This is a genomic window from Methylobacterium sp. NMS14P (assembly GCF_028583545.1).
Taxonomy (GTDB): Bacteria; Pseudomonadota; Alphaproteobacteria; order Rhizobiales; family Beijerinckiaceae; genus Methylobacterium.
Genome location: NZ_CP087106.1, coordinates 3,707,006 through 3,729,109, shown reverse-complemented (window position 1 = coordinate 3,729,109; position 22,104 = coordinate 3,707,006). Strand labels below are relative to the sequence as shown.

At 71.5% G+C, this 22,104-nt stretch carries 22 protein-coding genes; 17 read left to right on the top strand and 5 right to left on the bottom strand.

What is annotated here, in order from left to right; all coding sequences use genetic code 11:
- Window positions 1-42 precede the first annotated feature (42 nt).
- From LOK46_RS17715 to LOK46_RS17700, 4 genes are all read right to left on the bottom strand, one after another.
- Entirely contained in the window at window positions 43-933 is an 891-nt protein-coding gene (locus LOK46_RS17715) for a LysR family transcriptional regulator (protein WP_273559278.1), read from the bottom strand.
- 81 nt (window positions 934-1,014) lie between these two features.
- On the bottom strand, window positions 1,015-1,479 hold the full coding sequence (locus LOK46_RS17710; protein ID WP_273559277.1) for a nuclear transport factor 2 family protein: 465 nt from the start codon (window positions 1,477-1,479) through the stop codon (window positions 1,015-1,017).
- A 122-nt stretch (window positions 1,480-1,601) separates the two neighbouring features.
- Window positions 1,602-3,659: a 2Fe-2S iron-sulfur cluster-binding protein gene (locus tag LOK46_RS17705; RefSeq protein WP_273559276.1), complete on the bottom strand. Its 2,058-nt coding sequence runs from the start codon at window positions 3,657-3,659 to the stop codon at window positions 1,602-1,604.
- 56 nt (window positions 3,660-3,715) lie between these two features.
- A complete protein-coding gene (locus LOK46_RS17700; protein WP_273559274.1) occupies window positions 3,716-4,333 on the bottom strand; it encodes a glutathione S-transferase family protein in 618 nt (205 codons plus the stop codon).
- 430 nt (window positions 4,334-4,763) lie between these two features.
- Between LOK46_RS17700 and LOK46_RS17695 the strand changes: the two genes are divergently transcribed.
- From LOK46_RS17695 to eutC, 12 genes are all read left to right on the top strand, one after another.
- Window positions 4,764-5,918 (top strand): transporter substrate-binding domain-containing protein, encoded by a 1,155-nt coding sequence (locus LOK46_RS17695; protein ID WP_273559272.1) that lies wholly within the window; start codon window positions 4,764-4,766, stop codon window positions 5,916-5,918.
- Window positions 5,915-6,556, top strand: a complete 642-nt coding sequence (locus tag LOK46_RS17690) for an ANTAR domain-containing response regulator (protein WP_273559270.1) — start codon at window positions 5,915-5,917, stop codon at window positions 6,554-6,556. The genes LOK46_RS17695 and LOK46_RS17690 overlap by 4 nt, the downstream gene beginning before the upstream one ends.
- 32 nt (window positions 6,557-6,588) lie before the next feature.
- Window positions 6,589-7,839 (top strand): urea ABC transporter substrate-binding protein, encoded by a 1,251-nt coding sequence (locus LOK46_RS17685; protein WP_443192823.1) that lies wholly within the window; start codon window positions 6,589-6,591, stop codon window positions 7,837-7,839.
- 104 nt (window positions 7,840-7,943) lie between these two features.
- Window positions 7,944-8,816: an ABC transporter permease subunit gene (locus tag LOK46_RS17680; RefSeq protein WP_132368368.1), complete on the top strand. Its 873-nt coding sequence runs from the start codon at window positions 7,944-7,946 to the stop codon at window positions 8,814-8,816.
- Between the two features lie 34 nt (window positions 8,817-8,850).
- Complete coding sequence (locus LOK46_RS17675) at window positions 8,851-9,897, top strand: branched-chain amino acid ABC transporter permease (RefSeq protein WP_443192898.1); 1,047 nt, start codon at window positions 8,851-8,853, stop codon at window positions 9,895-9,897.
- Window positions 9,894-10,640 carry an ABC transporter ATP-binding protein gene (locus tag LOK46_RS17670; protein WP_273559266.1) on the top strand — a complete coding sequence of 249 codons (747 nt, stop codon included), beginning with the start codon at window positions 9,894-9,896 and terminating at the stop codon, window positions 10,638-10,640. The genes LOK46_RS17675 and LOK46_RS17670 overlap by 4 nt, the downstream gene beginning before the upstream one ends.
- A complete protein-coding gene (locus LOK46_RS17665; RefSeq protein ID WP_273559265.1) occupies window positions 10,633-11,343 on the top strand; it encodes an ABC transporter ATP-binding protein in 711 nt (236 codons plus the stop codon). Before LOK46_RS17670 ends, LOK46_RS17665 begins: the two co-directional genes overlap by 8 nt.
- 33 nt (window positions 11,344-11,376) lie before the next feature.
- Complete coding sequence (locus LOK46_RS17660; protein ID WP_273559263.1) at window positions 11,377-12,369, top strand: acetamidase/formamidase family protein; 993 nt, start codon at window positions 11,377-11,379, stop codon at window positions 12,367-12,369.
- A 21-nt stretch (window positions 12,370-12,390) separates the two neighbouring features.
- Window positions 12,391-13,152, top strand: a complete 762-nt coding sequence (locus LOK46_RS17655) for an SDR family NAD(P)-dependent oxidoreductase (RefSeq protein ID WP_273559260.1) — start codon at window positions 12,391-12,393, stop codon at window positions 13,150-13,152.
- 260 nt (window positions 13,153-13,412) lie between these two features.
- Window positions 13,413-14,117 carry a L,D-transpeptidase gene (locus tag LOK46_RS17650; RefSeq protein ID WP_273559259.1) on the top strand — a complete coding sequence of 235 codons (705 nt, stop codon included), beginning with the start codon at window positions 13,413-13,415 and terminating at the stop codon, window positions 14,115-14,117.
- Between the two features lie 97 nt (window positions 14,118-14,214).
- Complete coding sequence (locus LOK46_RS17645; RefSeq protein WP_273559256.1) at window positions 14,215-15,618, top strand: ethanolamine ammonia-lyase subunit EutB; 1,404 nt, start codon at window positions 14,215-14,217, stop codon at window positions 15,616-15,618.
- Entirely contained in the window at window positions 15,615-16,403 is a 789-nt protein-coding gene (eutC, locus tag LOK46_RS17640; protein ID WP_273559254.1) for an ethanolamine ammonia-lyase subunit EutC, read from the top strand. Before LOK46_RS17645 ends, eutC begins: the two co-directional genes overlap by 4 nt.
- A gap of 24 nt (window positions 16,404-16,427) precedes the next feature.
- Here the strand turns inward: eutC and LOK46_RS17635 are convergent, their stop codons facing one another.
- Window positions 16,428-17,384 carry a GlxA family transcriptional regulator gene (locus tag LOK46_RS17635; RefSeq protein WP_273559252.1) on the bottom strand — a complete coding sequence of 319 codons (957 nt, stop codon included), beginning with the start codon at window positions 17,382-17,384 and terminating at the stop codon, window positions 16,428-16,430.
- A gap of 203 nt (window positions 17,385-17,587) precedes the next feature.
- Between LOK46_RS17635 and solA the strand changes: the two genes are divergently transcribed.
- The 5 genes from solA (at window position 17,588) to LOK46_RS17610 (ending at window position 22,084) form a co-directional block, all read left to right on the top strand.
- Complete coding sequence (gene solA / locus LOK46_RS17630) at window positions 17,588-18,751, top strand: N-methyl-L-tryptophan oxidase (protein ID WP_273559250.1); 1,164 nt, start codon at window positions 17,588-17,590, stop codon at window positions 18,749-18,751.
- A gap of 71 nt (window positions 18,752-18,822) precedes the next feature.
- Window positions 18,823-19,665 carry a transporter substrate-binding domain-containing protein gene (locus tag LOK46_RS17625; protein ID WP_273559248.1) on the top strand — a complete coding sequence of 281 codons (843 nt, stop codon included), beginning with the start codon at window positions 18,823-18,825 and terminating at the stop codon, window positions 19,663-19,665.
- A gap of 37 nt (window positions 19,666-19,702) precedes the next feature.
- Complete coding sequence (locus LOK46_RS17620) at window positions 19,703-20,452, top strand: amino acid ABC transporter permease (protein WP_273559247.1); 750 nt, start codon at window positions 19,703-19,705, stop codon at window positions 20,450-20,452.
- Window positions 20,449-21,300 (top strand): amino acid ABC transporter permease, encoded by an 852-nt coding sequence (locus LOK46_RS17615; protein ID WP_273559245.1) that lies wholly within the window; start codon window positions 20,449-20,451, stop codon window positions 21,298-21,300. Before LOK46_RS17620 ends, LOK46_RS17615 begins: the two co-directional genes overlap by 4 nt.
- A 4-nt stretch (window positions 21,301-21,304) precedes the next feature.
- Window positions 21,305-22,084 carry an amino acid ABC transporter ATP-binding protein gene (locus LOK46_RS17610; RefSeq protein WP_273559243.1) on the top strand — a complete coding sequence of 260 codons (780 nt, stop codon included), beginning with the start codon at window positions 21,305-21,307 and terminating at the stop codon, window positions 22,082-22,084.
- Window positions 22,085-22,104: the final 20 nt, after the last annotated feature.

Here is a 22,104-nt window from a genome sequence, read left to right as displayed (position 1 = left end):
GACCGATGCGACCGATGCGACCGTCGCAGGCTCGGCCCGCTCTCAGTTCAGCGTCCGGTTGGCGCGCAGACGCGACACCGCCAAGTCGACGAAGGTCCGCACCTTCGCGGGCGCGTGCCGGCCCTCCGGGTACAGCACGTGGACGGGCAGCGGTGACTCCTCGTAGTCGGCGAGCACGATCTGCAGGCGGCCGTCCCGCAGGTCCGGAGCGATCTGGTAGTTCAGGACGCGCGCCAGCCCCCAGCCCGACCGGGCGGCGCCGATCGAGACCTCGTTGGTGTTGCCCTGCAGGGTCGGGTGGACGATCACCCGCTCGTTCCGGCCGAACCGCCATTCCGGCGACGCGAAGGCGCCGGTGGAGACGGCGATCCGGTGCCGCTTCAGATCCGCCGGCGTCGTGGGCACGCCGTGCCGCGCGAAGTAGTCCGGGGCGCCGCAGATGACGTGGCGCACCGATCCGACCCGGGCGGCCGTGAACCCGGAATCGGTCAGGTGACCGATGCGGATCGCGACGTCGATCCCCTCCTCGACGATGCTGACCGGCCGGTCGACGAAGAGGGTCCGCGCCGCCATGGTCGGGTAGGTGTCGAGGTAGTCGGTGACGATCGGGAGCACGTGCATCCGCCCGAACATGACCGAGGCCGTCACCGCGAGTGTGCCCGAGGGCGTCGCGTTGGAACCGGCCGCCGCCGACTCCGCCTCGGCGATGTCGGTCAGGATCCGCCGGCAATCCTCGTAGTACCGGCTGCCCGCCTCCGTGAGCTTCACGGAGCGCGTCGTCCGGATCAGGAGGCGGGCGCCGATGGTTTCCTCGAGCGCGGCCACGGCGCGCGTCACGGCCGGCGGGCTCATGTGCAGGAGGCGGGCGGTCTGCGCGAAGCTCGCCGTCTCGGCGACCTTGGCGAAGATGCGCATGGCCTGCCACCGATCCATGGCCTCGCTCCGGGTTTTCGCGGCCGGGTCGCGGCGCTCACGCCCGGCCCGGCCTGTCATGCCGGCGCGACGGCCGAGCGGTCAGAAGCCGAAATGGCTCAGGCCCGGATGATCGTCCGGTCGGCGCCCGAGGGGCCAGTGAAACTTGCGGTCTGATTCCGCGATCGGCAATTCGTTGATGCTGCTGTGCCGATAGCGCATCAGCCCGTCCTCGGCGAACTCCCAGTTCTCGTTGCCGTAGGCCCGGAACCAGTGGCCGCTGTCGTCGTGGTACTCGTAGGCGTAGCGCACGGCGATCCGGTTGCCGGTGAAGGCCCAGAGCTCCTTGATCAGGCGGTAATCGAGCTCCCGGTTCCACTTGCGGGTCAGGAACGCCTCCACCTCCTGCCGTCCGTTCAGGAACTCGGCGCGGTTCCGCCAGCGGGTATCGGTCGTGTAGGCGAGGGCGACCTTGGCCGGGTCGCGGCCGTTCCAGCCATCCTCTGCGAGGCGGACCTTCGTGATCGCGCTCTGTTCGTCGAAGGGCGGCAGCGGCGGACGGGACATGGTGGACTCCTTGTTCTCGGGGTGAAGGTTCAGCCCGGCTCCGGTATCGGCGCGGCGCAGAATGATCCGCCGCCGCCGGTCGCGGAAGGTGGAAAACGGCGCGGGCCGCGCCGTCTCGCGCGTCAGAGTGCCAGCTGCACCCGGTCCGTGCCCTCCGCGGGCACCGCTGAGCAGATCAGCACCTCGTCCTCCGCCACGGCGGCGCTCGGCTCCCTGAGATAGGTCACCGCGCCGGCGAGCAGCTTGGTCCGGCAGGTCCCGCAGCTGCCCTCGCGGCAGCTGAACTCCGGCGCGAGGCCGCGGGCCTCGGCGAGGTCGAGGAGGCTGCCCGAATCCGGCGTCCAGCGCGCCTCCTTGCCGGTGTCGAGGAAGGCGACGGGCACCGTCACGGTGGAGGCCGGCGGGCGCGGTGGGGCCGCCGCGCCCGAATCGCGGACCAGCCCCGAGGGGCCGAACGCCTCCGCGTGGATCCGGTCGTCCGCCACGTTGTAGCCGCGCAGCCCGTCATAGAGCGCCTGGGTGAAGGCCGACGGCCCGCACAGGTAGAAATCGTAGTCCGCGAAGGCGAGGAACCGCGTGAGCAGCGCCATGTCGATCCGGCCCGCGGCCTCGTAATCGGCGCCGGGCCGGGCATCGGACACGTCGCTCAGGACGCGCACGATCCGGACGGCCCCCTGCGCCGCCGCGGCGAGTTCGGACAGCTCCCGGTCGAAGGCGCGCTCGGCCCGCGTGCGGGCGGCGTAGACGAGCGTGGTCGGCCGGATCCTGCGGGTGCGCAGGCCCTCGTAGACCACGTGGCGGAGCATCGCGAGGAGGGGGGTGATCCCGATGCCGCCGGCGAGCAGCACCGCGGGGCGCGCCGCGCCCGCGTCGAGGGTGAAGCCGCCGCCGGGCGCGCGCGCCTCGACGATGTCCCCGACCCGGACGCGGTCGTGGAGGTGCTGCGAGACGGCGCCGTCGCGCTTCACGCTGATCCGGTAGGTCGGGTCCGAGGGCGCGACCGAGAGCGTGTAGGTCCGGATCACCGGCGCCTCCGCCCCGGGCACCGTCACGCGGATCGGGAGATGCTGGCCCGCGCGGTGCGGGAGCCGCCCGGCCCCGTCGTCCGGGATCAGGTGGAAGGACCGGATGGTGCGGCTCTCGTCGACGATCTCGGCCACACGGAACGGCCGCCACTGCGCCGCGCGCCCGGCCGCCCGGACGCGGTCGGCGGCCTCCGCCCAGTCGCCGGTCATCAGCGCGTTCGGCGACCAGCCATCCGCCCGGAACGACCAGCGCAGCGGAAGGGCGCCGCGCCGGCGGATCACCCGGCGCGGCCGGAAGGTCCAGAGCCGCTCGGCGCCCTGGAAGGCTGCGATCTCGGGCGAGTCCAGGATCACCGCGGCGTCGCCGGTCAGCTGCAGGAGATCGCCCGTCTCGAAATCGGTGAAGACCAGGCCGGCCCTGCCGTTCAGGAGGATGTTCCCGAGGGTGGCGAAGAACAGGTTGCCGGCGAAGTCGGGGATGGTCAGCGTGCCGTCCGCGGCGACGCGGACGAAGCCCGCCTTGCCGCCGCGATGCGAGACATCGACCTGCCGCCGGCCCTCGCGGTCGGCGTAGGAGGCCACGAAGAACGTGTCGGCCGCCGCGATCAGGCCGCGCGCCGCCGCGTCGAGCGCAGCGCTCTCCTCGGCGGGGTCCGGGGCGGGGGCGCCCGGCCCATCCACGAAGCTCAGGTCGCGCAGCTGGATGTATTGCGGGCAGTTTCCGAAGCTCTGGTCGACGTCGAAGTGCAGGCCCCCGCCGGCCGTGGAGCGGACGAGACCGTTGACGCGGTTGCGGCGGCGGTTGTCCAGCGCGATCCCCAGGAGGCCGATGGCGTCGCCGTCGCCCGTGCCCTCGGACGCGGGGTCGGCCGGGTCCGGCCGCGCGGCGATGTCGAGGGTCGTGGCCGAGGGCGACGTGATGAAGCCGGGGCCGCCGGCCAGGAGCGTGGCCCAGGCGTCGCCCTGCCGGTCGACGCTGCCCAGCACGACGAACGGGATCTGCGCGAAGAAGGCGCGGTGCTGGTCGGGCATGAAGTCCCGCACCACCCTCTGGCCGATCACCGCCATCCGGTCGGCGGCGCCGACCGTCTCCTGGATGGACGTCTCGCCGGCATGCCATGTCGGCAGCGTCGCAAAAATCTGACTCTCGGCCATCGCCGCGCCCTCCACGGGAATCCGCCCCGGGCGCGGACGCGCCCGGGGGCTTCCGGTCACGCCGCGGCCGTGAGGCCCGCGGGGGTCTCGGCGAAGGGGACGAAGCCCGGCAGGCCCTCGACCCGGCGCAGGAAGGCCCCGACCCGCGGGTAGCCCGACAGGTCGACGTTCCCCTCCGGGGCGCGGGCGAGGTAGCTGTAGACCGCCACGTCCGCGATGGTCGGCCGCGCGGCCGCGAGCCAGTCCCGGCCGTCGAGATGCGCCTCGAGCCGCCCCAGGAGCGTGTGTGCCCGGGCGATCACCTCCTCCGGAAGGAACTTGGCGCCGAAGACCGTGATCAGGCGCGCGGCCGCCGGGCCGTAGGCGAGTTCGCCCGCCGCGACCGAGAGCCAGCGCTGGACCGCCGCCGCGGCGCGCGGATCCTCGGGCAGCCAGTCGGACCGGCCGAGCCGCTTCGCCACGTACACGAGGATGGCGTTGGAATCGGAGACGATCACGCCGTCGTCGTCGAGCACCGGCACCTGACCGAACGGGTTCATGGCGAGGAAGGCCGGCGTCTTGTGCCCGCCTGCCTTCAGGTCGACCTCGATCAGCTCGTGCGGGGCGTCGACCAGGGACAGGAACAGGCGCGCCCGGTGCGCGTGGCCCGAGAGGGGATGGTGGTAGAGCTTCATGACCGTGGATCTCCGTAGGAAGCCGGGATCGCCCCGGGCCGTGTCCGGAGAATGCCGCCGCGTCCGGCTTGGCAGAATACGCGTTCTGCGCAGTTCATCATTCCTTGAAGTGGAATAATCGGTCCTGCCGACGTGGCGGACGTCGGTCCGCCGCTCGCGGGTTGGCGGCCGTCATTGGCGTCGCGCCCTGCGCCGCGGCGTCGGTGAGGCGCCATCGCGCCGACCGCGGCGGGGGATCCGGGAAGCAATCATCAAGACGCCGGTTCTGAAAAGACTGCGCGGGACTTGACACAGGGGCCATTACCGAGGAGCCTAGTTTTCAGGCGCGGGGCAAAGCTGCCCAGTTTCGCGCCAATACGTCTATATCTTTCTCGGCGATGCCGCCCGCAGTGCTCCGCACTGGCGGGCTTTTTGCGTTCTGAAGGATTGCATGGGCCTCAGCCATCACCGCGTCGGCATCCTGTTCTCCGCGGACGGACCCTACGGTCTCGTCGGGCGGGCGATGCTGAACGGCGCGCGCCTCGCGGTCGAGGAGGTGAACGTGCGGGGCGACTGCGTCCTCGAGCCGGTGATCTGCGATCCGCACGGCGCCCTCGCGGGCTACGTCGCCGGGGCCGAGCAGCTCCTCGACGCGGGGATCCGTCACGTCGTTGGCTGCTACACTTCGTCGAGCCGCAAGGAGATCATTCCGATCTTCGAGAAGCGGGATGCCCTGCTCTGGTACCCATCGCACTACGAAGGCTTCGAGACCTCGGCGAACGTGGTCTACACCGGTGCGGCGCCGAATCAGCACATCGTCCCGCTGGTGCGGCACCTGCTCGCCCGCGGCGGCCGCACGGCCTTCTGCGTCGGCTCCAACTACATCTGGGCCTGGGAGAACAACCGCATCCTGCGCGAGACGCTGGCGCTCGCCGGCGGCGGGGTCGCGGGCGAGCGCTACCTCGCGGTGGGCGAGACCGCCTTCGCTCAGGTGATCGAGGCGATCCTGGCCGCGAGGCCGGACTTCGTCTTCAACACGCTGATCGGGATCTCGGCGTACCGGTTCTTCCGCGACTTCCGGAGCGCCTGCGCGGCGCGCGGCATCGACCAGGCGCAGACCATGCCGGTGGCGAGCTGCAGCCTCGCCGAGCCGGAACTCGAGGCGATCGGACCGGAGGCGGTCGACGGCCACCTGTCGTCCAGCGTCTACTTCACGTCGATCGACACGCCCCGCAACCGCGCCTTCATGGCGGCCTACGCGGCGCGCTTCCCCGACGGGCCGACCCCCTCGGCGGATGCCGAATCCTCGTACATCGCGGTGCATCTCCTGGCGCGGGCGCTGGTGCGGGCCGGGACCGAGGACGCCGCGACGGTGCGCCGGGCGGCCTGCGCGGACGGGTTCGAGGCGCCCCAGGGGCCGGTGCGCCTCGACGAGACGACGCTCCATGCCTGCCTGACGCCCCGGATCGGCCTCTCGACGGCGGCGGCCCGCTTCACCATCGTGGCGGAGGCCGAGGAGCCGGTCGCGCCGGACCCCTACCTCGTGCGCAGCGATCCGCGCGTCGTGCCGGTGAGCCGGCGCCCGCGCCTGCGGGTGGTGCCATGACGACGCCCCGGCTGATCCAGAATTTCAGCGGCGCGCAGGCCCTGCTGATCGCCCCGCCGAGCACCGCCACGGACGTCCTGGCGGGCACCCTGATGAAGCTCGGGCTCACCGTGGCCTCGGTCGTCCCGGCCGGCGAGGCGCCGTGGCTCGATTTCGAGATCCTCGATCCCGAGCACCACATCGTCATCGTCGACGGCGACCTGCCGCTGCCGGGCCTCGCGGCGAGCGCCGTCCCCGACCTGCCGCCGGTCCCGGTGGTCGGGCTGGTGGGCGTCGAGGCGCCGAGCCGCCTCAAGGGGCTGCTCCAGCTCGGCGCCACCGGCCTCCTGCGCAAGCCGATCCACGGCGCCTCGGTCTACGCGGCCCTGTTCCTCGCGGTGAACGAGCACAACCGGCGCCGCCTGCTCGAGGAGCGCCTGGCCCGCCACGAGGAGCGGCGCCGCGGCCGGCGCCACGTCGTCAAGGCGATCCTCCGGCTGATGCAGGAGCACGGCGTCGACGACGACGCGGCCTACGAGACTCTCCGCCGCGACGCCATGCGCGCCCGCCAGCCCCTCGAAGCCTACTGCGAGGCGCTCGTGCGCGCCCGTCCGTCCGTCGCGGCGCCGGCCGCGTCGCCGCGGCACGCCCGATCCTGAAGCTCTGTCGCCATCCCGAAGACGAGGACGCCATGATGCCGAGAACGCCCCGCGGATCCCGACTGCCCGCCCTCGCGGCCGCCCTGCTCGCGGGCGCATCCCTGGCCGCCCCCGCGGCCCGCGCCGCAGACCCGATCAAGCTCGGCGTCCTCGAGGACCAGTCCGGCGACTTCGCCGTCGCCACCATCGGCAAGGTCCACGGCATCCAGCTCGCCGCGGACGAGATCAACGCCGCGGGCGGTATCGCCGGGCGCAAGCTGGAACTCGTGATCTACGACACGCAGTCCGACAACACGCGCTATCAGGAATTCATGCGCCGGGTGCTCCAGCGCGACAAGGTCAACGCCGTCTTCGCGGGCTTCTCCAGCGCGTCCCGCGAGGCCTACCGGCCGATCGTCGACCAGCTCGACGGCTTCGCTTTCTACAACAACCAGTACGAGGGCGGCGTCTGCGACGGCCACATGATCGTCACCGGCGCGGTGCCGGAGCAGCAATTCTCGACGCTGATCCCGTGGATGATGGAGAAGTTCGGCAAGCGGGTCTACACGATCGCGGCCGACTACAATTTCGGTCAGATCTCGGCCGAGTGGGTGCGCAACATCGTCAAGGAGAACGGCGGCGAGATGGTCGGGGAGGAGTTCATCCCCCTCGGCGTGTCGCAGTTCTCGCAGACGATCCAGAACATCCAGAAGGCCAAGCCCGACATCCTGATGACGCTGCTCGTCGGCACCGCGCAGGCCTCCTACTACGAGCAGGCGGCGGCCGCGAACCTGAAGGTGCCGATGGGCTCCTCGGTCAATATCGGCCAGGGCTACGAGCACAAGCGCTTCCAGCCGCCGAGCCTCGCCAACATGTACGTGACCACGAACTACATCGAGGAGGTCGACAGCCCGTCGAGCAAGGCTTTCCTGGCCAAGTGGAAGGCGAAATTCCCGAACGAGCCCTACGTCAACCAGGAGGCCGAGAACTCCTACCTCGCGGTCTACCTCTACAAGCAGATGGTCGAGCGGGCGAACGGCTCGACCAAGCGCGCCGACCTGCGCAAGGTCATCGCGGCGGGCGATGTCTGCGTGGACGCGCCGGAGGGCAAGGTCTGCATCGACCCGAAGAGCCAGCACGCCTCCCACACGATCTACCTCGCGAAGGTCGACGAGAAGCACGCGATCTCCTTCCCGAAGACCTGGGACGGCATCCAGCCCTACTGGCTCGGGAAGGCCGGCTGCGACCTGACCAAGAAGGATCCGATGGCGCAGTACACACCGAGCAACCCGCCGAAGCCCTGAGCTGCCGGGACGGGTTCCCGCGCGCCGCGGCCCCGGGCCGGAGTCGACGCGACATCGCCGGGGCCGAGGCCCCGGCCCACAAGCCATCACGATCGGGCCTCCGGATGGATCTGCTGACCCACGCCTTCACGTTCCTCTACCAGATCGGCGACGCGTTCTCGTTCCTGGTCCTCTCCGCCTGCGGCCTCGCGGTGGTGTTCGGCATGATGGGCGTGATCAACCTCGCGCACGGCGAACTGATCATGTGCGGCGCCTACGTCACGGCGGCGACCACGCGGGCCGGGCTGCCGCTGCCGCTGGGCATCCTGGCCGGCGCGCTCGCGGCCGGCGCCGTCGGCATGGTGATGGAGCGCCTCGTCATCCGCCACCTCTACGGTCGGCCCCTCGACACGATCGTGGCGACCTGGGGCATCAGCCTCGCGGCGACGCAGGGCACGCTGATCCTGCTGGGCTCCAGCATGCCGGGGATCGGCACGCCGCTCGGCAGCTTCACGGTCGGCGGCTACTCCTACTCGACCTACCGCGTGGTGCTGATGGTCGCCGCCGTGGCGGTGCTGGCCGGGCTCTACCTCGCCTTCAACGCCACCCGCTTCGGGACGCTCGCCCGCGCCACCATCCAGGTGCCGCACATGGCCGAGGCCCTCGGGGTCGACACCCGCACGGTCTACGCCCTGACCTTCGGCCTCGGCGCGGCGCTGGCGGGCCTCGCGGGCGGGCTCTACGCGCCGACCATGACCATCGTGCCGACCATGGGGACGACCTTCATCATGGAGGCCTTCGTCACCGTGGTGGTCGGCGGCGCCGACATCTTCCTCGGCACGGCGCCGGCGGCGCTCGTGCTGGGCACCGTGCGGGCGCTGCTCACGACGTGGCAGGGCCAGCTCTTCGGACAGATCGGCCTCCTCGTCGCGGTGATCCTGGTGATCCGGGTGCTGCCGCGGGGCATCTCGGGCCTGATCCTGCGCGAGCGGGCCTGAGGCCATGGCGATGACCTCGGCGATGCTTCCGGCGATGACCCTGCTCCGGCGCCTCGAGGGCCCGCAGACCCTGGGGCGCGGCCCGGCCTTCTGGACCGCCTTCGCGTTCGCGGTCGCCGCCGCGGTGGCCTACCCGTGGTTCGCGGACGGCTACACGGTCGGCAACACGGCGTACTTCTTCTGCTGGGTGTTCATGGCGCTCGGCCTGTGCCTGATCTGGGGCTACGGTGGCGCGCTCAGCTTCGGCCAGACCGCCTTCTTCGGCCTCTCCGGCTACGCCTACGGCGTGCTCACCCTGAACGTCGGCGCCGCCTACGGCTTCACCCTGGCGGCCGTGGTGCTGGCGGTGGCGCTCTCGGCCGTGATGGCGGCGCTCCTCGGCTACTTCCTGTTCTTCGGCCGGATCGGCGGCGTCTTCCTCGGCATCATCACCCTGTCGGTGACGCTCGCCCTGGAGCGCTTCATGGCGCAGACCGCCGGCCCGGAATGGAAGATCGGGGCGGCGCGCCTCAACGGCTACAACGGCATGAGCGGCATGCCGCCCCTGACCGTGCCGTGGTTCGACGGTGACGTCGTGCTGTTTCCCGACGTCGCCCTCTACTACGGGCTGCTGGCTCTCCTGATCGTCGTCTACCTCGCGCTGCGCATCCTGGTGAACGCCCGGTTCGGCAACGTGCTGGTGGCGATCCGCGAGAACCCGGAACGGGCCGAGATGCTCGGCTACGACGTGCGGCGCTACCAGCTCGCCGCCTTCGTGATCGGCTCGGCCCTCGCGGGGCTGAGCGGCACCCTCTACACCGCCTGGGGTCAGTACATCACGCCCTCCAGCATGGGGCTCACCGCCGCCGCGCTCCCGGTGATCTGGGTCGCGGTCGGCGGCCGCGGTGACCTGACGGCCACGCTCGTCGGCACGCTCCTGGTCCTCGGCGGCTTCCAGGCGCTGACGATCTACGGCAGCCAGTACGCCTTGGTGGTGATGGGCCTGCTCCTCGTGGTGGTGGTGCTGGCGGCGCCCGACGGCCTCGTGGTGGCGGCCATGCGCGGGCTCGGCCGCCTGCGCCGCCGGGAGGCGGGCCGATGACCCCGCTCCTCGAGACCCGCGCGCTCAGCAAGCATTTCGGCGGACTGCACGTCACCAACGACGTCGACTTCGCCCTGGCGGCGGGGGAGATCCACTGCCTGATCGGGCCGAACGGCGCCGGCAAGAGCACGTTCTTCCGCCTGCTGCTCGGCGAGTACGCGCCGGAGCGGGGGCAGATCCTCTACGCCGGCGAGGACATCACCGCGCTCAAGCCCTTCGCGCGGATCCGGCGGGGCATGAGCGTCAAGTTCCAGGTGCCGGGCATCTTCCCGAGCCTGTCGGTGGCGCACAACCTGGAGATCGCCCTGCAGCACCATCTCGAGGGCGCCTCGCTCGGCGCCGAGATCCGCCGGCTGCTCGCATTCCTCAACCTCACCGCGGCGGCCTCCGACCGCGCCGGCAACCTCAGCCACGGGCAGAAGCAGTGGCTGGAGATCGGCATGGCGATCAGCCTCAAGCCGCGCCTGCTCCTCCTCGACGAGCCCACTGCCGGGATGTCGCCGGACGAGACCTTCGCCACCGGCGCGATGGTGCAGGCGCTCAACCGCGACGGCGTCGCGGTGCTGGCCATCGAGCACGACATGGCCTTCGTCCGGCAGATCGCCCAGCGGGTGACCGTGCTCCATGTCGGGCGCATCTTCGCTCAGGGCACCACCGACGCGATCATCGCGGACGAGCGGGTCGCCGCGATCTACCTCGGGGAGGCGGACGCGCCGCCGCTGCGGAGCGTCGCCGATGCCTGAACCGCTCCTCGAGACGACCGGCCTGCGGGCCGGCTACGGCGGCAAGCCCGTGCTGCAGGGCGTCGACCTCGCGGTCCGGCCCGGCGAGATCGTGGCGGTGATCGGCCGCAACGGCGTCGGCAAGTCGACGCTGATGCGTAGCCTCGTCGGGCTCTTGCCCGCCTCCGCGGGCGGCATCGCGTTCCGAGGCGCGGCCGTCGAGGGGATGGCCGCCCACCGGCGCGCTCGCCTGGGCATCGGCTACGTGCCCCAGGGCCGCGACGTCTTCCCGCGCATGAGCGTCGCCGACAACCTGACGGTCGGGGCCTCGCTGCTGCCGAAGGGCGAGCGGCCGGATTACGAGCGCGCCTTCGGGCCGTTCCCGATCCTGCGGGAGCGGCGCGGGCAGCGGGCGGGGACGCTCTCGGGCGGGCAGCAGCAGCAGCTCGCCATCGGCCGCGTCCTCGTCGGCGGGCCCGCGCTGATCCTCCTCGACGAGCCCTCCGAGGGCATCCAGCCCTCGGTGGTGCAGCAGATCGGCCGCACCCTGGTCGATCTCAACAAGCGCACCGGGGTGACGATCGTGTTCGTGGAGCAGAACCTCGACCTGATCCGCGCCATGGCCCAGCGCAGCTACGTCATGGACAAGGGCCGGATCGTCGCGGCGCTGACGGCCCGGGACCTCGACGACCGCGACCTCGTGCGGCGCCACCTCGCCGTCTGACACCTCAGTCCGACAACCCAGGGAGAGACGACCATGCAGTGGCTCGACCAGTCCATCATGGCCCGCAAGGGCGTCGCCGGCGGCAAGCCCGGCCGGGAGCACACGATCACCGAGGCCGAGCAGGGCCGCTACCACTACGTCTACGGCCCCTTCGCCGAGCCGGTGCTGACCGTCGATCCCGGCGCCGTCGTCACCGTCGAGACCCACGACGCCTTCGAGGGCAAGATCCGCCACGAGACCGACAGCCCGACGCAGATCCTGAACTTCCCCTACCTCAACCCGCAGAACGGGCCGATCTACGTCAACGGCGCCGAGAAGGGCGACTGCCTCGCGGTGGCGATCCGCTCGATCCGGCCGCGCGGCCCGCAGCCCTGCGGCACGACGCTGATCATGCCGGAATTCGGCGGCCTCGTCGCCACCGGCGACACCGCGCTCCTCAATCCGCCGCTCCCCGAGCGGGTGCGCAAGCTCGAGGTCACGGCCGAGAACGGCGTGCGCTGGAACGACCGGATCACGCTGCCCTACCAGCCGTTCATCGGCACGATCGGCACCTCGCCGGAGATCGAGGCGATCTCCTCGCTGCAGCCGGACTATTACGGCGGCAACATGGACCTGCCGGACGTGGGCGTCGGCGCGGTGATCTACCTGCCGGTGAATGCGAAGGGCGCGCTCCTCTACCTCGGCGACTGCCACGCCGCGCAGGGCGACGGCGAGCTCTGCGGCGTCGCGGTGGAGCACCCGACCCACACGACGGTGCAGATCGACCTGATCAAGGGCTGGACCTTCCGCTGGCCGCGGCTCGAGACCGAAGACTTCTACATGACGATCGGCTCGTCCCGCCCGATGGAGGACGCCGCGCGCATCGCCTACCGGGAGCTGATCCGCTGGCTCGCGGCCGATTTCGGCTTCGACGAGATCGACGCCTACATGCTGCTCACGCAGTGCGGGCGCGTGCGGCTCGGCAACATGGTCGATCCGAAATACACGCTCGGCGCCTCGATCACGAAAGCGATCGCCCACGCCTGATCGGCGACGGAGGAGGATGGCATGGATCTCGGCCTCAGGGGCCGCCGGGCACTGGTGACCGGCGGCACGAAGGGCATCGGCGGGGCGATCGTCGACCTGCTGGCAGACGAGGGGGCGGCGGTCGCCTTCTGCGCCCGTAACGCCGCGGAGGTCGCCGCCAAGGTGGCGGACCTGCGCGGCAGGGGCGTGGCGGCGACCGGGCGCGCCGTCGACGTGGCCGACTCCGCCGCCCTGCGCGGCTGGGTCGCCGAGGCCGCGGAGGAGCTCGGCGGCCTCGACGTCGTGGTGCCGAACGTGAGCGCCCTCGCGGTCGGCAGCGACGAGGCGGCGTGGCGGAGCGGCTTCGCCGTCGACATGATGGGCACGGTCACGGCGGTCGATGCGGCGATGCCGTTCCTCGAGCGCTCCGGGGCCGGCGCGATCGTCGTCATCTCCAGCGTCTCCGGGCGCGAGATCGACTTCGCGGCCGGTCCCTACGGCGCCTTCAAGGCGGCGCTGATCCACTACGCGCAGGGGCTGGCCTTCCAGCTCGCGCCCCGGAACATCCGCGCCAACTCGGTCTCGCCCGGCAACACCTACTTCGCGGGCGGCGTCTGGCACCAGATCGAGACCGGCAACCCGGCGCTGTTCGCCGAGGCGCTGCGGCTGAACCCGACCGGCCGGATGGCGCGGCCCGAGGAGGTGGCGCGCGCGGCCGTCTTCCTGGCCAGTCCGGCCGCCAGCTTCATCACCGGCACCAACCTCGTGGTCGACGGCAGCCTGACCCGCGGCGTGCAGTTCTGACGCCGCCGACCGGCGTCGCCGCGCGCCGGGACGCCCGCGGCAGCCGAAGCACACCCGGCGCATTCGACACGAACGTTCGGCGACGAAGTCTGGAGATCACGGGGATCCACCACACTTGCGACGCATTTCGGCCGCTCTCGGCTCTGTAGAGACAAGCTTGCCAGGCACGCTGGCACGCGGCACTCTCAAGCTTGGCCGTTCGCGCGACGGGGGCACGCCGCGCGGTGGCGCCGGGCTGCAGGACAGGGAAGTCCAGGGCGATGATGACGGACGATCGCAAGGCCGGCGGGCTCGACGGGCGCGGGCGCCTCGGATGCGAGGCGGCACTTCTCAGCCGCCGGTCGTTCCTGGCCGGCTCCGCCCTCGGGATCGGCGCCCTCTCGCTCGGCGGGTGCGGAACGACCGACACCCTGCTCATGGCCGAGGCGGCGAAGACCTACGGGCCGATGCCGAACGAGAAGTTCCCGATCCCGGCGGTCGACGTCAGCAAGGTCAACCCGAAATACTATCGGCGGACCGTCCAGTACGCCTCGTCGGAGGCGCCCGGCACGATCGTGGTCGATCCCGCCAACTATTACGTCTACCGCATCGAGGGCGACGGCACGGCCACGCGCTACGGCGCCAATGTCGGCCGCCAGGGCTTCCTGTGGAACGGCGACGCCTATGTCGGCCGCAAGTCCGAGTGGGCGACGTGGACCCCGCCCAAGGAGATGATCCGGCGCCAGCCCGAGGCCGCGAAGTACGCCCGCGGCATGCCCGGCGGCCTCGACAACCCGCTCGGTGCCCGCACGCTGCACCTCTACCAGAACGGCGCCTACACGCTCTACACGATCTACGCGAGCAGCGACGCCGAATCGATCGGCACGGGCATCACCAGCGGCTGCGTCGGCCTGCTCAGCCAGGACATGATCCACCTCTACGCGCGCACGCCGGTGAAGACGAAGGTGGTCGTGCTGCCGGCCTGAGGACGGGCAGCGCCCGCGCCGTCCCCGCTTCCCGGCGGCCCCGACATCCGGCAGGATCGGATTCCCTGACGTCCGACAGCGCGCCGGGAGCGCCCGCATGGCCTACGCGACGACGATCGAAGGTACGCGCTTCACCTTCCCGGACCTGCGCAGCCTGCTCGCCAAGGCCACGCCGGAGCGCTCGGGCGACCAGCTCGCCGGGCTCTGCGCCGACGGGCCGGTAGAGCGCCTGGCCGCGCAGATCGCCCTCGCCGACCTGCCGCTCAAGACCTTCCTGGCCGAGGAGCTGATCCCCTCGGACGAGGACGAGGTCTCGGACCTCATCGCCCGCCGGCACGACGCGGCGGCCTTCGCGCCGGTCTCGTCGCTGACGGTCGGCGCCTTCCGCGAGTGGCTGCTCGCGCCCGCCGCCGACGCGGACGCCCTCGCCGCGCTCGCGCCCGGCCTCACGCCCGAGATGGTCGCGGCGGTCTCCAAGATCTGCCGGCTGCAGGACCTCGTCGCCGTCGCCGCCAAGCGGCCGGTGGTGACGCGCTTCCGCTCGACCATCGGCCTGCCCGGTCGGCTCGCCACCCGCAACCAGCCCAACCACCCGACCGACTCGTCCGAGGGCATCCTGATCTCGGCCCTCGACGGCCTGCTGATGGGCTCGGGCGACGCGGTGATCGGCGTGAACCCGGCCACCGATTCCCTGCCGGACTACATCCGCATCGTCGAGCTGCTGGAGACCCTGCGGCTGCGCCTCGACGTGCCGACCCAGCACTGCTGCCTCGGCCACGTCACGGTGGCGATCGAGGCCATGGCCCGTGGAGCGCCCGTCGACCTCGTGTTCCAGTCGGTGGCCGGCTCGCAGAAAGCCAATGCCGGCTTCGGCGTCGACCTCGCCGTCCTGCGCGAGGCCTCGGACGCGGCGCGGTCGCTCGGCCGCTGCCTGGAGGGCGGCCAATACATGTACTTCGAGACCGGCCAGGGCTCGGCCCTCTCGGCGGAGGCGCACTGGGGCGTCGACCAGCAGACGATGGAGGCGCGCGCCTACGCGGTGGCGCGAGAGTTCGATCCCCTCCTCGTCAACACGGTCGTGGGCTTCATCGGTCCCGAATATCTCTACAACGGCAAGCAGATCATCCGCGCCGGATTGGAGGACCACTTCTGCGGCAAGCTGCTCGGCCTGCCGATGGGCGTGGACGTCTGCTACACCAACCATGCCGACGCCGACGGCGAGGACATGGACGCGCTCCTGACCCTGCTGTGCGCGGCCGGCGTCAACTTCGTCATCACCGTGCCGGGGGCGGACGACGTGATGCTGAACTACCAGTCGCTGTCGCACCACGACGCGGTCTTCGCCCGCGAGACGTTGGGGCGCCGTCCGGCCCCGGAATTCGAGGCGTGGCTGCGGGACGTGCGGATCACGGACGCGCAGGGCCGGCTGGCCAGCGCGACGGGCGCGCTGCCCCCGGCCCTCGCCGAGGCGTCCCGGCTGCTGCCGGGGAGGGCCGCGTGAGCGACGAGCCGACCGAGCCGACCCGCCCGGGCCCCCCGACGCTGCACGACCTGCGCGGGCTGACCCAGGCGCGCGTCGCGCTGGGCGCGCACGGCGCCGGCCTCCCGACCGGCGCGGCGCTCGCCTTCGGCCTCGACCACGCCCGCGCCCGCGAGGCGGTGTGGACGCCCCTCGACGCGGCCGCGATTCGCGAGGCGCTGACGGTCCAGGGCCTGGAGGCGGTGGAGGTCCGCTCGGCCGTGACCGACCGGGCGGAGTACCTGCGCCGGCCGGACTGGGGCCGGGCCCTCGATCCGGAATCCGCGGCGCTGCTCGACGGGCTCGGACAAGGCTTCGACGTCGCCATCGTGATCGCCGACGGGCTCTCGGCGACGGCGGTCGCGCTGAACGCGGTCCCGGCCGCCGCGGCGCTCGCGGCGCGGGCGCGGCGGGCCGGCTGGAGCCTGGCGCCCGTGGTCGTGGCGAGCCAGGGGCGGGTGGCGATCGGCGATCCGATCGGGGCCCGGCTCGGGGCGCGCTGCGTCGTGGTGCTGATCGGGGAGCGGCCGGGCCTGTCGGCCTCCGACAGCCTGGGCTGCTACGTCACGTTCGGCCCGGCGCCGGGGCTGCCCGACTCGCGGCGCAACTGCATCTCGAACATCCGGCAGGACGGCCTGGCGGTCGAGGCGGCCGTCGGCCAGATGGAGGCGCTGCTGCGGGCGATGCTGGCCCAGGGCACCAGCGGCGTCGCGCTGCGCCGGGAGGATCCCGTCGATCCGCCGCCTCTCCCGGACGCGCGGGACTGACGGCTCGGACTGCCCGCGCGGACGTCACGCTCGCTCCGCGGACGGGCTGCAGCCGAACTGGGACCGGTAGCAGCGGGCGAAATGGGCCGCGCTCGAGAAGCCGCAGGCCGTCGCGATCTCCCCGATCCTGAGCGGGCTCTGGCGCAGCAGGCGCCGTCCGTGGGCGAGGCGGATGGCCCTGTACTGGGCCGAGAAGCTCAGGCCGAGCTTCTCGAGGAACAGCCGATCGAGGTGGCGCGGGCTGATCGCCGCGAGGCGCGCCATGGCGAGGCGGCCGAGCGGCGCCTCCACGGTCTTCTCCATCGTCTCCAGCACCGCCAGCAGGGCCGGATGGTGGATCCCGTAGCGCTCGACCGCGGAGGCCCGCTGCGGGTCGTCGGCGGCGCCGATGGCGGTGTGGAGGAACCAGTCGGAGACGCGGCGGGCGAAGGCCTCGCCCATGCGCTCGGCGATCAGCGCGTGGGCCATCTCCAGGGGGGCGACGCCGCCGCCGCAGGTCAGGCGATCGCCGTCGGCGACGTAGCGCGCCCGGCTCAGGCGCGCCTCCGGGAAGGTCTCGACCGTGGCGCCGGCATATTCCCAGTGGAGCGTGAACGCGCGATCGGCCAGCAGGCCCGCCGCGGCCATCAGGTAGGGACCGCCCGAGATGCCGCCGATGCGGACACCGAGCCGGGCCATCCGCCGGAGAGCCGCGTGGATCTCGGGCCTGTCCCACCCGGTCGGCTCTCCGCCCGCGCAGACGAAGAGGGTGTGGAGGTGGCCGCGCAGGCGCGGCAGCGCCTCGGTGGGAATCTCGGCGCCCGACGAGGCGGCCACTGAGCCTTCCGACTCGCCGAAGTAGCGCAGGCGGTAGAGCGGCCGCCCGGCGAGTTCGTTGGCCGCCCGGAACGGCTCGCAACCCGAAGCGAAGGACAGCAGCGCGAAGCCGGGCACGAGGATGAAGCCGATCTCCTGCGGCCGGTCCCCGGTCTCCGCCTCCATCTCACACGCGCCCTCCGCTCCCCGATGGCTCAAAAGTGCAGGAAACCGTCCGTGTCAGTCAAACGCCCGCCTCGGCATCCATCATGCTGTGTGCCGTTATCCCGTGCCGCGCGAGACCGCCTCCGGATGCCTCAACCTGCCGATCTGCTCCCGCTCCCCGACGCGGCGGCGTCCCGTCCCGGCAGCCCGCAAGAGCGCCGGCCGTGAGCCGCCGCTACGACGTCGCCGTCCTGGGGCTCGGCGCGATGGGCAGCGCCGCGCTCTACCAGCTGGCGAAGCGTGGCGCCGCGGTGATCGGGCTCGACCGCTTCGCGCCGCCCCACGCGCTCGGGTCCAGCCACGGCGAGACGCGGATCACCCGGCAGGCGGTCGGTGAGGGCGCCGACTACGTGCCCTTCGTCACCGCCTCGCACCGCATCTGGCGCGAGCTGGAGGCCGAGACGGGCGAGACGCTGCTGAACGCCTGCGGGGCCCTCGTCATGGCCCCAGGCCACGGCGTCTCCTCGCATCACGGCAAGCCGGACTTCGTCGGACGCTCCATCGGCGCCGCGGAGGGGGCCGGCATCGTCCACGAGGTGCTCACCGGCGCGGAGGTGGCCCGGCGGTTCCCGCAATTCCTCAACCTCGCGGGCGACGAGAAGGCCTATTACGAGCCGGGCGGCGGCTACGTGTTCCCGGAGCGCTGCCTCGCGGCGCAGCTCGGCCGCGCGGGTGCCGCGGGTGCCGAGATCCGCACGAACTGCGCGGTGGTCGGGCTGCAGCAGGACGGGAGCGGCGTCCGCATCGAGACGGCGGAGGGGACGATCCTGGCCGACCGCGCCGTCGTGGCCGCTGGCGCCTGGACGGCCCCGCTGCTCGGGAGCCCGTTCGACCGTCTGCTGACCGTCCGCCGTCAGCTCCTGCACTGGTACGCGCTGGCGGACGAGACCGCCTACGGGCCGCACGCGCCGGTCTTCATCTGGATGTACGGGACGAGCGACACGGCATACCTCTACGGCTTCCCGCCGCTCGACGGGTCCATCAAGGTCGCGACGGAGCAGTACAGCACCACCACCAGCGCCGACGGGGTGGAGCGCCGGGTCGACCCGTCGGAATCCGACGACATGTACCGGCTGCGCGTCGCGAACCGGCTGGCCGGCGCGACCCCGGAGGTCGTCCAGGCCGCGGCCTGCGTCTACACGGTGACCCCCGACCGCGGCTTCATCATCGACCGGCATCCCGCGATGGAGCGGGTCCTGGTCGTCTCCGCCTGCTCGGGGCACGGCTTCAAGCACTCGGCCGGCATCGGCGAGGCCGTCGCGGCGGAGCTGGCCGGGACCGGCGGCACCGTCGATCTCAAGCCCTTCGCTCTGGCACGTTTCAGTTGATGCGCCGGCCAATGGCTCGTGGATTGCTTGAAACCGTGCCAAGATCAGTCGACCCGAGCAGGAAAGATCCGATGCGCCTCACGATCCGCACCCTTCTGAGCACCGGTGCGATGGCCGCGCTCGCGGCGTTCTCGGCCGTCGCGCTGCCCGGCCGGGCCGCGGCCGCCGACGGCGTCGACGCGATCAAGAAGCGCGGGACGCTGATCGTCGGCGTGAAGGCGGATTACAAGCCGTTCGGCTTCCGCGACCCGAGCGGGACGATCATCGGCCTCGAGCCCGATCTCGCCGCCGACCTCGCCAAGCGGCTGGGCGTGAAGCTCGAGCTCGTGCCGGTCGTCTCGGCCAACCGGATCGAGTTCCTGCAGCAGGGCAAGGTCGATCTGCTGATCGCCACCCTGTCGGACAAGCCGGAGCGCCGCCGCGTCGTGCAGGCGATCGACCCGAACTACTATTCCGACTTCGTCAACGTCCTGCTGCCCAAGTCGTCCGGCATCACCGATTGGGCGCAGCTCAAGGGCAAGCCGGTCTGCGCCACTTCGGGGGCGTGGTACAACAAGGACGTCGCGCGGACCTACGGGGCGGAGATCGTCGCCTTCGACGGGTCCGAGAAGCCGCTCTTCGCGCTCAAGCAGGGCAACTGCATCGGCTACGTCTACGACCAGAGCATGCTGCAGGGTAAGCTGCTCGACGACGACTGGAAGGCCAACTACGCGCTGCCGCTCAAGGGCATCCTCGACGCTCCGTGGATGATGGCGGTGGCGCAGGGCAACACCACGCTCCAGACCGCGGTCGAGGACGCCACCAAGGACTGGATGAAGACCGGCTTCATCGTCAACGAGGAGAAGAAGTGGGGCATCGAGCCGACCGCTTACTCGAAGGCGATGCACGAGAAGTACAAGAACGCGACCAACTGATGCGCGCCTGCACGCCGAAGCCGAACGTTCGCCCGCGATGATCGCCACGATCCAGGCGTGGTTCCAGCAGCTCTACGAGACCACGGGCTTCAACTTCACGGTCTTCTACGATCCCTACGACTGGGACCGGTACGTGGCCGGCCTGCGGATGACGCTGCTCCTCGGGATCAGCACGATCCTGGCGAGCCTCGTCATCGGCGCCGTCGGCGCGCTCCTGCAGAGCGGGCCGTCGCGCGTCCTGCGGGCGCTGGTCAACGGCTTCGTGGTGGTGTTCCGCAACACGCCGCCGCTCGTGCAGATCTTCTTCTTCTACTTCGGCCTCGGGACGCTGCTCCCGGACATCCGCTCGGCGGACGGCCTGCGCGCGCCGATCCTCAGCAACGTCCAGTGGGCGATCATCTCGCTATCGCTGTTCGCGGGCGCGTTCAACGTCGAGATCTTCCGCTCCGGCATCGAGGCCGTGCCGCGGACCACGGTCGAGGCCGCCGAGGCCCTGGGCTACACCCGGTTCAAGGCCTACCGGTACGTCGTCCTGCCGCTGGCCCTGCGCGTCTGCCTGCCGGCCCTGAACAACAACCTGATCAACCTCCTGAAGACCACGACGCTGGCCTACGCCATCGCGGTTCCGGAGACGCTGTACGCGGTCAAGCAGATCTGGTCGGAGTCGCAGAACGTCCTGGAGATGATGCTGGTGCTGCTGGCGACCTACGCGGTCCTCGTCGGCGTACTCGTCTGGATCATGCACCGCTGGGAACGCACCCTGCGCATCCCGGGATACGGCCGATGAACGCTGCCGATCCGCAGGGCGGGCGACCGGGGGACCTGCCGGTGCTCCTGCCGTTCGCGCTCCCGAAGGACCGCGCGGCGGCGCGCCTGCGCCCGGCCCATCTCTGGCTGCTGACCGGGCTCGCCCTCGTCGCCGTCCCGGCCTGGGCGCAGGGAGGAACCGCCGCGCTGTCGCCGCTGGAGGTCGTGATCAAGTGGGCGCCTCTCCTGCTCACGGGCTTCGCCTTCAACGTCGCGATCTCACTGATGGCGATGGCGATCGGGACGGTGGCGGGCATCGGGCTCGGGCTGGCCATGCTGGCGGAGGGGCGGATCCTGCCCCGCCTCGCGTGGTGCGCCACGCAGGTCTTCCGCAACGTGCCCTGGCTGGTGCTGCTGTTCTTCGTGATGTTCCTCGTGCCGTTCCAGATCACCGTGTTCGGCATCCGCGTGCCGCTGCCCGACTGGGTGAAGGCGACCTTCGGCTTCAGCCTGCCGGTCATGGCCAACGTCGCCGAGATCGTCCGCGGCGCGGTGCGCTCGGTACCGAACACCCAGTGGGAAGCCGCCGAGTCGCTGGCCTTCACCCGGCGGCAGACGATGTGGCGCATCATCCTGCCCCAGTGCGCGAAGCGCATGCTGCCGCCCTGGATGAACGTCTACTCGCTCATCGCCATGGCGACCGTGCAGGCCTCCATCGTCGGCGTCACCGAGATGCTGACGCTGACCGCGCAGGTGCACGCCGCCGAGGGCGGCCGCCCCGAGCTGTTCGCGCCGCTCTACGGCTTCGCGCTGCTGTGCTTCTTCCTCTACTGCTACCCGATCGACCGGTTCACCGCCGCCCTGGAACGCCGCTTCGAGACCCGCTGAGACCATGACGCGCGCGACCCCGGCCGCCACCCCGTCCCCGAGCTGGACCCCCGATCAGCCGATCGTCCGCCTCGCCGACGTGCACAAGTCCTTCGGGACGTTCGAGGTGCTGAAGGGGATCAGCTTCGACGTCCGCAAGGGCGAGGTCGTCTGCATCATCGGCCCGTCGGGCTCGGGCAAGTCGACGCTGATCCGCTGCGTCAACGCCCTGGTGCCGGTGAGCGCGGGCTCGATTCAGGTCGAGGGGATCGAGGTGACCGATCCGCGGCTCGACAAACTGGCGCTGCGCCGCAAGGTCGGCATGGTGTTCCAGCAGTACAACCTGTTCCCGCACAAGACCGCGCTGCAGAACGTGATGATGGCCCCCATCCACGTCCTCGGGCAGGACCGGCGCGAGGTCGAGTCCCGGGCGCGGGCGCTGCTCGCCAAGGTGCGGCTCGCCGGCAAGGAGAACGCCTATCCCGGCGAGTTGTCCGGCGGCCAGCAGCAGCGCGTGGCCATCGCCCGCTCGCTGGCGATGCGGCCCGACGTGATGCTGTTCGACGAGGTCACCGCCGCCCTCGATCCGGAGACGGTCAAGGAGGTGCTGGTGACGATCCGGGAGCTCGCCGAGGAGGGCATGACCTGCATGCTCGTCACCCACGAGATGAACTTCGCCCGCGACGTCGCCGACCACATCTACTTCACCGACCGCGGCGTGATCGTCGAGCACGGGCCGCCCGCGACCTTCTTCGCCTCCGCCCGGGACGAGCGCACGCGCCGGTTCCTGTCGCAGGTGCTCTGAGCTCGCCGGGTCAGGGCCGC